This is a genomic window from Amycolatopsis sp. NPDC043889, assembly GCF_056435645.1.
In genome coordinates, this window is sequence record NZ_JBWKEC010000007.1 from 265,796 (window position 1) to 278,550 (window position 12,755).

The window sequence follows — 12,755 nt, forward strand, 5'->3', positions numbered from 1 at the left end:
GCGTGCATCGCAACCCATTGACACCTTGGGGTTATCGCGGTTTATGTTAATGACCATTAGCATGGCTACCGGCCGGTACGACCCGGCTGTGTCCATCCCTGATACAGCGCCGTACTGCGGAGGAGTTTTTCTGTGAGTAGCGAGGCCTACATCTACGAGGCGATCCGTACGCCTCGCGGCAAGAACAAGGGCGGTGCCCTCCACGGCACCAAGCCGGTCGATCTCGTGGTCGGCCTCATCGAGGAACTGAAGGTCCGGCACCCGAACCTCGACCCCGCCGTGATCGACGACATCGTCCTCGGCGTGGTGTCCCCGGTCGGCGAGCAGGGCGCCGTGATCGCGCGAACCGCCGCGCTGAACGCGGGTCTTCCCGAGTCGGTCGCCGGCGTCCAGCTGAACCGCTTCTGCGCCTCCGGCCTCGAAGCCACCAACACCGCCGCGCAGAAGGTGCGTTCCGGCTGGGACCAGCTGATCATCGCCGGTGGTGTCGAGTCGATGTCGCGCGTGCCGATGGGCTCCGACGGCGGCGCGCTGTTCATGGACCCGGCCACCGCGTACGACAACTACATCGTCCCGCAGGGCACCGGCGCCGACCTGATCGCGACCATCGAGGGCTTCTCCCGAGAGGACGTCGACGCGTGGGCCGTGCGTTCGCAGGAAAGGGCCGAAGCGGCCTGGTCCGGCGGCTACTTCGCGAAGTCCGTCGTCCCGGTGAAGGACATCAACGGCGTCACGATCCTCGACCACGACGAGCACCGTCGTCCCGGCAGCACCATCGAGGGCCTCGGCAAGCTCAAGCCCGCCTTCGCAGGCATCGGCGAGCTGGGCGGCTTCGACGCCGTCGCGCTCCAGAAGTACCACTCGGTCGAGAAGATCAACCACGTCCACACCGGTGGCAACTCGTCCGGCATCGTCGACGGCGCCGCGGTGGTGCTGGTCGGCAACGAGCAGATCGGCAAGGACTTCGGCCTGACCCCGCGCGCCCGCATCGTGGCGACCGCGACCGTCGGCTCCGAGCCCACGATCATGCTCACCGGCCCGACCCCGGCCACCGAGAAGGTCCTCAAGATCGCCGGCCTCACCCCGGACGACATCGACCTGTGGGAGCTGAACGAGGCCTTCGCCTCGGTCGTCCTCAAGTGGATCAAGGACCTGCACCTCGACGAGGAGAAGGTCAACGTCAACGGCGGCGCCATCGCGATGGGGCACCCGCTGGGCGCCACCGGCGCGATGCTGGTCGGCACCGTCGTCGACGAGCTGGAGCGCCGCCAGGCGCGCCGCGCCCTGGTCACCCTGTGCATCGGCGGCGGCATGGGCGTCGCGACCATCATCGAGCGGGTCTGAGGAAGAGACAATGACTGAAGCGAAGACCATCCGCTGGGAGCAGGACGCCGACGGCATCGTCGTGCTCACCCTGGACGACCCGAAGCAGTCCGCCAACACGATGAACGCCGACTTCCGCGAGTCGCTCGGCGTGGTCGTGGACCGCCTGGAGGCGGAGAAGGACAGCATCACCGGTGTCGTCCTCACCTCGGCCAAGAAGACCTTCTTCGCCGGTGGCGACCTCAACGACCTGATCCAGGCCAAGCCGGAGCACGCCGCCGAGATCACCGAGAGCAGCGCCCTGATGAAGGGCCAGATGCGACGGCTCGAGCAGCTGGGCAAGCCGGTCGTGGCCGCCATCAACGGCGCCGCGCTCGGCGGCGGTCTCGAACTGGCGCTCGCGACGCACCACCGCATCGCGGCCGACGTCAAGGGCAGCCAGATCGGCCTTCCCGAGGTCACCCTCGGCCTGCTCCCCGGCGGCGGCGGCATCGTCCGCACCGTGCGCCTGCTGGGCATCCAGAGCGCGCTGCTGAACGTGCTGCTGCAGGGCCAGCGGCACCGCCCCGCCAAGGCGAAGGAGCTCGGCCTCGTGAACGAGCTCGTCGGCACCGTCGAGGAGCTGGTCCCGGCCGCGAAGGCGTGGATCAAGGCCAACCCCGAAGGCGGCGTGCAGCCGTGGGACGTCAAGGGCTACAAGATCCCGGGCGGTACCCCGTCGAACCCGAGCTTCGCGGCGAACCTGCCCGCGTTCCCGGCGAACCTGCGCAAGCAGATCAAGGGCGCGAACATGCCTGCCCCGCGGGCGATCCTGGCCGCGGCCATCGAAGGTTCGCAGGTCGACTTCGACACCGCGATCACCGTCGAGACCCGCTACTTCGTGCACCTCGCCACCGGCCAGGTCTCGAAGAACATGACGAAGGCGTTCTTCTTCGACCTGCAGAGCATCAACTCCGGCGGCTCGCGTCCGGAAGGCTTCGAGAAGTACACCGCCAAGAAGGTCGGCGTTGTAGGCGCGGGCATGATGGGTGCCGCGATCGCGTACGTCTCGGCGAAGGCCGGCATCGACGTCGTGCTCAAGGACGTCACCCTCGAAGGCGCCGAAAAGGGCAAGGGCTACGCGGTCAAGCTGGAGGAGAAGGCGCTCTCCCGCGGCAAGACCACGCAGGAGAAGTCCGACGCGCTGCTCGCCAAGATCAAGCCGACCGACAAGGCGGAGGACTTCGCCGGCGTCGACTTCGTGATCGAGGCCGTCTTCGAGAGCGTCGAGCTGAAGCACAAGGTGTTCCAGGAGATCGAGGGCATCGTCAACCCCGACGCCGTGCTCGGCTCCAACACCTCGACCCTGCCGATCACCGCGCTCGCCGAAGGTGTCCAGCGGAGCGAGGACTTCATCGGGATCCACTTCTTCTCGCCGGTGGACAAGATGCCGCTGGTCGAGATCATCTGCGGTGAGAAGACCTCGCCCGCCACGCTGGCGAAGGTCTTCGACTACACGCTGCAGATCAAGAAGACCCCGATCGTCGTCAACGACAGCCGCGGCTTCTTCACCTCGCGCGTCATCGGCACGTTCCTCAACGAGGCCGTCGCCGCGCTGGGCGAGGGTGTCGAGCCGGCGTCGATCGAGCAGGCCGGCGCCCAGGCCGGGTACCCGGCCCCGCCGCTGCAGCTGATGGACGAGCTGACCCTGACGCTGCCGCGCAAGATCCGCAAGGAGACCCGCGAAGCGATCGAGGCCGCCGGCGGCACCTGGAACGCGCACGCGTCCGAGGGCGTCATCGACCGGATGGTGGAGGAATTCGACCGCAAGGGCCGTTCCACCGGTTCGGGCTTCTACGACTACGACGAAGACGGCAAGCGGGCCGGTCTCTGGCCGGGCCTGCGTGACGCGTTCAAGTCGGGCACCGCCGAGGTGCCCTTCGAGGACCTCAAGGAGCGCATGCTGTTCGCCGAGGCGCTCGAGACCGTGAAGTGCTTCGACGAGGGCGTGCTCACCACCGTCGCCGACGCCAACATCGGCTCGATCTTCGGTATCGGTTTCCCGGCGTGGACCGGTGGTGTCATCCAGTACATCAACCAGTACGAGGGTGGCCTGCAGGGCTTCGTCGACCGGGCTCGTGAGCTGGCGGAACGCTACGGCGACCACTTCACCCCGCCCGCTTCGCTGGTCGAGAAGGCCGCGAAGGGCGAGATCTACGAATAAGCCGCTTCGTGAACGGCCCGTTCCTTGTGAAATTCGCCAGGAACGGGCCGGTTTCGTACTGCGACGCTCTTGCTACTTCTTCTTGCGGTTCAGCTGAGGTAGCCAATACCCAGGAGGCTGGGGGTCTGTGCCGATGGGTGCCCAATGTTCCGGGTCGGGATTCCTCGGGGCCCAGCTTCGAGGAGGTGGCAACGAACACACGAAGATCACCGTGTACGCGGCCACGGGTCTGGACTGGGTGCGCGCGCATCGCGAAGTGCTGCAGGGCCGGCTGCGCGAGCACGGCGCGATCCTGCTGCGCGGGATGCCTGCCGATCTGGCGGTGTTCAACCAGGTCACGGAGGAGATCGGCGGCTCGCTGCTGACGTACACGGAACGGTCGACGCCGCGGTCGGCGGTCTCGGGCAACATCTACACCTCGACGGAGTACCCGCCTGCCGAGTCGATCCCGATGCACAACGAGAACTCGTACTCGGCGCGCTGGCCCGCCCGCCTTTTCTTCCTGTGCGACACCGCGGCCGAAACCGGCGGCGCGACGCCGATCGCCGACAGCCGCGCGATGTACCGCCTGCTGCCGGAGGACCTGCGGGAGCGCTTCGCGGGCGGCGTCACCTACACCCGGGCGTTCCGTGAAGCCCGCCGATTCGGCGAGCTCGGCGACCCTGGCCAGGCTGGGCGTGTCCACCTGTCGCAGCATGCCCAATGTGGCGCGGAGTTCACGCAACGCCTCCTTGCTGGTCTGTTTGATCGTGGTCAGTGCCTCCTCTGATTTCGCCGGATCCTTGCCGTGCAGGGCCGCGCCCGCCTGGACGTTGATGAGCGCCAGGTTGTGGCCGAGGACGTCGTGCGGTTCGCGCGCGATCCGGAGCCGCTCGTCCGTGGCCCTCCGCCGTGCCTCGGTCTCCTTGGTGCGTTCGGCTTCGCGGCGGTAGTACGTCAGCGCGCCGACCGCGACGAGCGCGATGAACCAGCCCGTCATCAGCAGGAACGCGAAGTCGTCCACCTGCCGTACGGCGCCGGCCTGTGCCTCGCCGATCACGACGCCGCCCATCGAGGCCGCCGCGACGACCGCCGCGCTGCGGATCCGCCCGGTCGAGGCGTTGTCGTACAGCGCGAAGGCGAACGCGAGCAGCACGAATCCGTCGGGGTCGGTCTGCGGATAGTGGATCGCGCAGCAGGCCGCGGTGAAGATCGCGACGGGGAGTGGATACCGGCGGCGCAGGAACAGCGCGGCGCAGGCGAGTGCCACGCAGGTCCAGCCGATGACCGCGTTGCGCGGTGCTTCCGCGCCGTCCCCGAGCGAGACCACGACGGAACCCGCGATCACCGCCGCGGTGACCGCGATGTCCGCCGTGTACCGCCGCAGGATCGCCACACGACGAGAGTAGCGCGAACCGGGGCGATTGACAAAATAGATTTTTACGTTCAAACTGATTTTTGTGATCAAGGACGTGGTGCTGTGAGAGACGTGGAGTACCTGGAGCGGTTGGAGCAGGCGGAGGCGTTGCTGAAACCGCAGCGGGTGGACGTCCTGCGGCAGCTGGCGGAGCCGCGGTCGTGCACCGAGGTGGCGACGGTGCTGGATCAGACTCCGCAGCGGGTCTACTACCACGTGAAACGACTGGTGGAAGCCGGTCTCGTGAAGCAGGTGTCGGAGCGGAAGGTGCGCGCCGTCAGTGAGGGCGTGTATCAGGCGACAGCCCGTTCGTACTGGTTGTCACCCGGACTGGTCGGACGGCTGGGCCCGCGGGCGGCGCGGGACGAGCTGAGCCTTGGCTACTTGGTGGACCTCATGGAGGAGGTCCAGGCGGACGTCGCCGCGCTCGACAGGACCGCGCCGGAGCTGCCGTCGATCGGCGTTGCCGGCGAGATCCGGGTGGAGCCGGAGCGGCGCCAGGAGTTCCTCGACGAACTGAAGACGACTTTGCAGGATCTGTTCACCCGCTACGGCGGAGCGGAAGGCGACGCCTTCAAGCTCGCCGTGGCCTGTTACCCGAAGGGAGATGCCCGTGACTGAACCGACGAGGTTCGAGGTGCGCCTGCGCGCGCCGATCGACGAGGTCTGGCACGCGCTGACCGATCCCGGGGCACTGCGCGTGTGGCTTTCCGAGTACGCGGAAGTCGACCTGCTGTCCCGGTACGAGTTCTGGGGTCGCTACACGCCGGAAGGCGATCGTCCGCGCCAGCGGCTGCTACTGGCCGAGAACAATGTCCTGCGGTTCGCCTGGACCGTCGACGGGACGGAGACCGTCGTCGAGATCGCGCTGGCGGAAGACGGGGACGAGACGTCCTTGTCGTTCAGTCAGAGCGGTCTGCCGGACTACGCCGCGATGCTGGCCGATCCGGACTCGTCACTCGGCATGATGCACACGTTCTGGGCGCTTTCCGTCGCGAACCTCGTCGACCACGTCGAAGGACGGCCGCTCACCGCCCGCTGTGACCTCACTTCCCCGCTGATGAGCGAAGAAGTGCGGATCGACGCGCCGCGAGGTGAGGTCTACTCCTCGATCGCCGATCCCGCCGTGTTCACGCGCTGGTTCGGCGCCCGGATCGAGGCGGAGACCCACGTCGGCGGACGTTGGGCGATGGGTTCACTGGAAAAGGATCCGGACCCGGCGAAGATCGTCGACCTGGTGCCCGACTCGAAGATGTCGCTCGCGTACCAGGACGGTGTCGTCGCCACTTGGGAGCTCGAGGACTCCGGCGGCGGTACGAAGCTGACCTTCGTCCAAAGTGGATTCTCCGACGAGAAACCGCCGTACGGCATGTGGATGGGCTGGCTCAGCGGGTTGGCGGAACTACGCAGGTTCCACGAGGTCCACTCGTGGCGCCCGTTGTGGGTCGACATCCAGCTGGAGGGAACACCCGAAGGACTCATCACCTTGGATGGCAAGTAGGAGGAAGCGATGTTGCTCGAAGGCAGGAACGCGATCATCTACGGGGCGGCGGGCGGAATCGGGAGCGCGGTGGCCCGCGGATTCGCCAGGGAGGGCGCGACCGTCCACCTCACCGGTCGCACCTTGAAGAAGCTCGACGCGCTCGCGGACGAAATCCGGGAGGCGGGCGGGAAAGCGGAAACGGCGGAGTTCGACGCACTCGATGAGTCCGCCATCGACGAGCATGTCGCTTCGGTGGTTTCCTCGGCGGGCAGCGTCGACATCTCGATGAACGTGATCACACACAACGACGTCCAGGGCACTCCACTGGTCGAGATGTCGTTGGAGGACCTCGAAAGCCCGGTCCGGACGGCGGTGCGGACGAACTTCCTCACCGCACGGGCCGCCGCCCGGCACATGATCGGGCAGGGGTCCGGGGTGATCCTGATGTTCGGTGGCGACGGTGACCCGCTGCCGGGGTACCACCTCGGCGGGCTGCAGGTCGCGTTCAGCGCGATGGAGGCGTTGCGGCGCGGGCTGGCGTGCGAACTCGGGCCGCAGGGCATCCGTGTCGTGACCCTGCGCACTGGCGGGATCCCGGAGACGATTCCGGCGGGCGCCGGCCTCGACGACGCCATCCGTGACATGGTCGACGCGACGATGCTCAAGCGGACGGCATCGCTCGAAGACGTCGCCCGTGTGGCCGCCTTCGCCGCGTCGGACCATGCGCGCAGCATGACCGCGACGGCGTTGAACATCAGTTGCGGCTCGATGGTCGACTGACCCTCTCGCCGGCGGTAACACCGGCGGGCGATCTCCCGACTACGCGGCACCATCAGGTGCAGGGGAGGTCGTTATGCCGAAGAGAACGACGAAGCTGGGCATGGCACTGGCGATCGGACTTCTGGTCGCCGGAGGCTGCGGTGTGGAGACCGTGCCCACCGGGCGGGTCACGCCGCAGAGCGACCCGGTGCGGACAACGCCGACAGTCCCGACAGCGCTGACCACAACGTCGACGCCGACCAGCAGTTGGGCACCGCCGACGCCTCAGCAGTTCGTGCCGACGACCACGGCCGCGGTCGAGGTGCCGAAGCAGGTCGAGCCCAAACCGACGAAAACACCTCCGAAGACCACGCAGGCGGCGAAGGTGCCGAACCTGGCGGAGTGCGGGAGCGACTACTACCGCAACACCGACGGTGTCTGTGTCCATCGGCCGTCGGCCGGACCCGGCGCGGCTGACGGAGCGACCGCCCTCTGCGAGGACGGTTCCTATAGCTACAGCCAGAATCGCCGCGGTACCTGTTCCGGCCATGGTGGGGTTCGCACCTGGCTGTGATCCCGTCGGTCAACCATTCACTGAGAAGGGTGATGCTGTGTAAGGTCGGATCATGGGATGCACAGGGTGAAACCGGTCGGACGGGCACCTTCGCCCCGGATCTTCGTCGTCGTGCTCGCCACCTGCGGTCTGGTGGCGTCGTTCATGCAGACGCTCGTCGTCCCGCTCATCCCCGCGTTTCCCCGGCTGCTCAACGCGACACCGTCGGACGCGTCGTGGGTGGTCACGGCGACCCTGATCGCCGGAGCCGTGGTGATGCCGGTGAGCGGAAGGCTCGGCGACCTCTACGGCAAACGCCGGTTGCTGCTGATCAGCCTGGGTTTCCTGGTCGCCGGTTCGGTGGTGTCCGCGCTGACCAGTTCACTCGCGCTGATGGTCCTCGGCCGGGGGTTGCAAGGCTGCGCCATGGGCGCGATCCCGCTGGGCATCAGCATCATGCGCGACGAACTCGCGCCGGAGCGGGTCGGCGCCGCGATCTCGGTGATGAGTTCGACGCTCGGCGTCGGCGGTGCCATCGGGCTCCCGGTGTCGGCGCTGGTCGCGCAGAACGCAGACTGGCACGTCCTGTTCTGGGCGTCGGCGGGGCTCGGGCTCGTCTGCGGCCTGCTGATCCTGTTCGTGGTGCCGGAGTCGCCGGTGAAGACACCGGCGCCGTTCGACTACCTCGGCGCGCTGGGGCTGACGATCGGACTGGTCTGCCTGCTGTTGCCGATCGTCAAGGGCGGCGAATGGGGCTGGGGCAGCGGCCGCACCCTCGTCTTCGCGGGGAGCGCGGTGGTGATCCTGCTGGTCTGGGGCGCCTACCAGCTGCGGCGGCGTGATCCGCTCGTGGACCTGCGGGTCTCCGCGCGGCGGCCGGTACTGTTCACCAACCTCGCGTCGATCATGATCGGGTTCGCGCTGTACTCGATGGCGTTGTCGTTCCCGCAGCTGCTGCAGGCGCCCGCGTCGACCGGCTACGGCCTCGGCCTGACCATGGTGCAGGCCGGGCTGTGCCTCGCGCCGAACGGCCTGGTCATGTTCATGCTGTCGCCGGTTTCGGCCAGGCTCATCGAGCGCTACGGACCACGGACGACACTGATGGTCGGCGCCACCACCATCGCGGCCGGATACGCCTTCGCGACCGTGTTGATGGACAACGCCTTCGAGCTGATCACGGCGTCGATCATCATCGGCGGCGGCGTGGGCATCGCCTACGCGGCCATGCCGGCGCTGATCATGGGCGCGGTCCCGGTCACCGAAACCGCGTCCGCGAACGGGTTGAACTCGCTGATGCGCTCCGTCGGCACGTCGACGTCCAGCGCGGTGATGGCGACCATGCTCGCGTCGCTGGCGATCACCATCGGCGGGGTTTCCGTCCCGTCCGCGACGGGGTTCCGGCTGAGCTTCGTGGTCGCCGCCGGTGCGGCGCTCCTAGGACTCGTCTTGACCGTTTTCGTCCCGAAGCAACGTCAGCCCGAGCCGATGGTCGTTTCGGTCCGCTAGCGCCCTGCGTGCGATGAAGGGACTCATCGCACGCAGGGGCGGCTCCGCTCAGAACAGCGTCGGAACGATCGCGTCGATCAGGTGCGGGCCCGGCTCGGCGAGCGCGCGCTGGAACTGCTCGGCCAGCTCCTCCGCCGTCGTCGCCCGGGTCGCCGGGACGCCCATGCCTTCGGCGATCTTGACGAAGTCCATGTCGGGGCGGGAGAGGTCGAGCAGCTCGTTCGCCTTCGGGCCGTTGGCGTCCGCGCCGACCCGCTGCAGCTCCAGCCGCAGGATCGCGTACGCCCGGTTGTTCAGCAGGACCGTGGTGACGTTGAGGTTCTCCCGAGCCTGCGTCCACAGCGCCGAAATCGTGTACAGCGCGCTGCCGTCGGACTGCAGGTTGATCACCGGCCGGTCCGGCGCGGCGACGGCCGCCCCGGTCGCGACGGGCATGCCGTAGCCGATCGCGCCGCCGGTCAGGGTCAGCACGTCGTGCCGGGGCGCGCCCGCGGTCGCGGCGGGCAGCAGCAGACCGGAGGTGTTCGCCTCGTCCGCGATGATCGCGCGCTCCGGCAGCAGCGCGCCGATCACGTCGACCCAGTTCTGCGGCGTCAACGGCCCGGACGGCAGCGCGGGCCGGGAGGACTCCTGCAGCACCGGCTCGGTCTCGGCGGCGACCAGGTCGGCGACGTCGTTCAGCGCTCGCGGCACGTCCTGCGCGACTTCGGCCAGCACATGGACCTGCGCGCCTTCGGGAACCAGGTTGCTCGCCTTGCCGGGGTAGGCGAAGAACGACACAGGCGCCTTGGTCCCGGCGACGATCACGTGCTTGATCCCGTCGAGCTGGTACGCGACCTGCTCGGCGAGGTAGCCCAGCCGCTCGATCGTCGGCAGGCCTTCGCCGCGTTCGAGCCGGGCGGGGAAGGTCTCGACGAACGCCTTCACGCCGGTCGCGGCCGCGATCCGGCTGGTCGCGCGCAGACCGGCTTCTCGGCAGCCGCTGCCGCCGACGAGCAGCGCGACCGGTTCACCACTGGCCAGCACCTCGGCGATGTTCTTCACCGTCGTCGCGTCGACGACCTGCGGGATCCGTGGCGGGATGGGCGCGCAGGTCTCGCCGCCCTCACCCCAGGACGCGTCGGCGGGGAGGATCAGGGTCGCCACCTGGCCGGGGGCGTCCTGGGAGGCCGCGACCGCCGCGGCGGCGTCGGCACCGACGTCCTTCGTGTGCTCGGAGCGGCGGACCCAGCCTTCGAGCGAACCGGCGACGGCCTCGATGTCCGATTCGAGCGGGGCGTCGTACTGCTTGTGGTAGGTCGCGTGATCGCCGATCACGTTGACGATCGGGGTGCGCGCGCGGCGCGCGTTGTGCAGGTTCGCCAGCCCGTTGCCGAGACCGGGGCCGAGGTGCAGCAGCGTGGCCGCCGGCTTGTCGGCGATCCGCGCGTATCCGTCCGCGGCACCGGTGACGACGCCTTCGAAGAGGCCGAGCACACCGCGCATCTCGGGTACGGAGTCGAGCGCGGCCACGAAGTGCATCTCCGAGGTGCCCGGATTCGAGAAGCACACGTCGACACCGCTGTCGACGAGCGTGCGGATCAGGGACTGGGCGCCGTTCATCTCACTCACTTTTCAAGCCCTCTCAGCGAAAAGAACGCCGGGGTTGAGGATCCCGGCCGGGTCGAAGCTCTCCTTGATCCGGCGCATCAGCGCGATCTTCGCCGGGTCCTCCAGATCGAGGAAATAGCCGGATTTGGCCCGTCCGAGTCCGTGCTCGCCGGAGATCGCGCCGCCGAGTTCCATGCCGAGTGCGAAGATGTCGGTCAGCAGCTGCTTCCGCTTCTCCGGGTCCTTGCAGAAGATGGCCAGGTGGACGTTGCCGTCGCCGGCGTGCCCGCAGCCGAGCGCGCCCGCCTCGCGCGACAACGCCATTTCCCTGGCCTTGCGCAGGAACTCGGGCATGGCGGACCGCGGGACCACCACGTCGATGACGTCGTCGGCACCGGCCGCCTTGGCCGTCCAGAACGCCTTCTCGCGCGCCTCGATGAGCTTGCGCGCCGAAGCGCCCTCGAGCACGTACACGTCCATCGCGCCGACATCGCCCAGCAGTCCGCCGAGTTCCTCGATGTCGGCGTGCAGCCGGTCGTTGTCGCGGTTTTCCAGTGCCACCACCAGATACGCCTGCGCCTTGTCACGGATGGCGTCCGGGACACCGAGGCTGAGCTTCTCGTTGTAGCTGATCGCCGCGAGCGTGAGGTTGTCGATGTACTCGAGGATGTGCGGCGCGAGGCCGCTGGCGACGATCTTCGGGACGACGGTCATCACCTCGTCGAAGGTCTCGAACGGGGCGAACACCGTGGCGCCGTGCGGCAGGCGCGGATACAGCTTCACGATGACCTCGGTCGCGATCGCGAGAGTGCCTTCGGAGCCGATGATCAGCTGGGTCAGGTCGTACCCGGTCGAGACCTTCGAGGTCTTGCCGCCGGTCCGGATGATCTCGCCGGTCGGCAGCACGGCCTGCAGGCCCACGACGTTGTGCCGCGTGACGCCGTACTTGACCGCGCGCATGCCGCCCGCGTTCGTCCCGACGTTGCCGCCGACGCTCGCGCTCAGCTCGCCGGGGTAGACGGTGTAGCCGAGTCCGGCCGCTGTGGTCTTTTCGTCCAAATCGGACAGCGTGACACCCGGCTGGACGACGGCGACGTGGTTCTCCGTGTCGATCTCCAGTACCGCGTTCATTCGTTCGAAAGAGATCACCAGGCTGTCTTCGCGTGGTGTGGCGCCACCCGAGAGCCCCGTGCCCGACCCTCGCGCGGTGACCGGCACGCCGTGTTCGGTCGCCGCCTTGAGCAGCTCCGCGACCTCTTCGGCGCTTCCCGGTTTCGCCAGGTGGGCGGGCCGCCGCGCGGTGGTGGTCAAAGCCTCGTCGTGTGCGTAGTCCTCGGGGATCGCCTCGCCCGAGAGCAAGTTCGTGTCCCCGACGATCTCGGCGAACCGTGCCGCAACATCGCCCATCGACTGCCCTTCCTCACGCCTCTTTGCCTGGTTGTCGAAGCGTAGTACGTCGTGGGCGAGGATGGCCATGAATCCTTTTCACGTTTGTCTTCCGCCGCGTCCACAACCTCGTGACAACCTCGCTCGGTTACCCATGTCGCAGCGGGCCGCGGTGGTCCGCCGGAAGGGGTGGACGCTCGATGGGATCCAGGATGAGACGGAGCGCGGCGCTGGGGGCGGCGCTGGCGGTGCCCCCGTGCGGGCGCGTCGAGTTCGGGCGGCCGGTGCGAAGGGCGAGGGCGTCGAACGGGTCGGTGAGACCGAGCTGGCCATCGTGAACCCGCAGCGAGCCCGGATCAGTGGCCTGACCTTCAAATCGGGCGAACAGGTCGGCGCCAAGCTGAGCTTCACCGCCGGGGCCGAAGCTGCCGGCGGGCAGTACACCGTCCACGTGACCCAGGTCGACCAGCGTGGTGAAGAGGTCGGTGGTGTCGAGTACCGGCTCACCGAAGCGCGACAGTAAGCCAGGGTGGGGTGCCGGCCCGTGGGCGGTGAG

11 protein-coding genes and 1 pseudogene are annotated in these 12,755 nt (G+C 68.2%); 9 read left to right on the top strand and 3 right to left on the bottom strand.

The window, feature by feature from the left end; all coding sequences use genetic code 11:
* The first annotated feature begins 132 nt into the window (after positions 1 to 132).
* The 3 genes from AC0685_RS16995 (at position 133) to AC0685_RS17005 (ending at position 4,295) form a co-directional block, all read left to right on the top strand.
* Positions 133 to 1,344 carry an acetyl-CoA C-acetyltransferase gene (locus AC0685_RS16995; protein ID WP_478226358.1) on the top strand — a complete coding sequence of 404 codons (1,212 nt, stop codon included), beginning with the start codon at positions 133 to 135 and terminating at the stop codon, positions 1,342 to 1,344.
* 10 nt (positions 1,345 to 1,354) lie between these two features.
* Positions 1,355 to 3,526 carry a 3-hydroxyacyl-CoA dehydrogenase NAD-binding domain-containing protein gene (locus AC0685_RS17000; protein WP_478226359.1) on the top strand — a complete coding sequence of 724 codons (2,172 nt, stop codon included), beginning with the start codon at positions 1,355 to 1,357 and terminating at the stop codon, positions 3,524 to 3,526.
* A 133-nt stretch (positions 3,527 to 3,659) separates the two neighbouring features.
* Entirely contained in the window at positions 3,660 to 4,295 is a 636-nt protein-coding gene (locus AC0685_RS17005; RefSeq protein WP_478226416.1) for a TauD/TfdA family dioxygenase, read from the top strand.
* Here AC0685_RS17005 and AC0685_RS17010 read toward each other — a convergent pair.
* A pseudogene (locus AC0685_RS17010) lies at positions 4,221 to 4,901 on the bottom strand (sensor histidine kinase); the annotation flags it as partial. The gene AC0685_RS17005 and the pseudogene AC0685_RS17010 overlap by 75 nt on opposite strands.
* Positions 4,902 to 4,985: 84 nt before the next feature.
* Between AC0685_RS17010 and AC0685_RS17015 the strand changes: the two are divergent.
* The 5 genes from AC0685_RS17015 (at position 4,986) to AC0685_RS17035 (ending at position 9,223) form a co-directional block, all read left to right on the top strand.
* Entirely contained in the window at positions 4,986 to 5,543 is a 558-nt protein-coding gene (locus AC0685_RS17015) for an ArsR/SmtB family transcription factor (protein WP_478226360.1), read from the top strand.
* Positions 5,530 to 6,423: an SRPBCC domain-containing protein gene (locus AC0685_RS17020; protein WP_478226361.1), complete on the top strand. Its 894-nt coding sequence runs from the start codon at positions 5,530 to 5,532 to the stop codon at positions 6,421 to 6,423. Before AC0685_RS17015 ends, AC0685_RS17020 begins: the two co-directional genes overlap by 14 nt.
* A 9-nt stretch (positions 6,424 to 6,432) precedes the next feature.
* Positions 6,433 to 7,185, top strand: a complete 753-nt coding sequence (locus AC0685_RS17025; protein WP_478226362.1) for an SDR family NAD(P)-dependent oxidoreductase — start codon at positions 6,433 to 6,435, stop codon at positions 7,183 to 7,185.
* Between the two features lie 73 nt (positions 7,186 to 7,258).
* A complete protein-coding gene (locus AC0685_RS17030) occupies positions 7,259 to 7,738 on the top strand; it encodes a DUF3761 domain-containing protein (RefSeq protein WP_478226363.1) in 480 nt (159 codons plus the stop codon).
* Between the two features lie 57 nt (positions 7,739 to 7,795).
* The gene (locus AC0685_RS17035) at positions 7,796 to 9,223 is read left to right on the top strand and encodes an MFS transporter (protein ID WP_478226364.1); all 1,428 of its coding nucleotides are present in this window, start codon (positions 7,796 to 7,798) and stop codon (positions 9,221 to 9,223) included.
* Positions 9,224 to 9,271: 48 nt separating this feature from the next.
* Here the strand turns inward: AC0685_RS17035 and AC0685_RS17040 are convergent, their stop codons facing one another.
* Entirely contained in the window at positions 9,272 to 10,825 is a 1,554-nt protein-coding gene (locus AC0685_RS17040; protein WP_478226365.1) for an acetolactate synthase large subunit, read from the bottom strand.
* Between the two features lie 12 nt (positions 10,826 to 10,837).
* Positions 10,838 to 12,220, bottom strand: a complete 1,383-nt coding sequence (locus AC0685_RS17045) for an FAD-binding oxidoreductase (RefSeq protein WP_340683855.1) — start codon at positions 12,218 to 12,220, stop codon at positions 10,838 to 10,840.
* A gap of 235 nt (positions 12,221 to 12,455) precedes the next feature.
* On the opposite strand from AC0685_RS17045, the gene AC0685_RS17050 reads away from it, so the two are divergent.
* Positions 12,456 to 12,722 carry a hypothetical protein gene (locus tag AC0685_RS17050; RefSeq protein ID WP_478226366.1) on the top strand — a complete coding sequence of 89 codons (267 nt, stop codon included), beginning with the start codon at positions 12,456 to 12,458 and terminating at the stop codon, positions 12,720 to 12,722.
* Positions 12,723 to 12,755 lie beyond the last annotated feature (33 nt).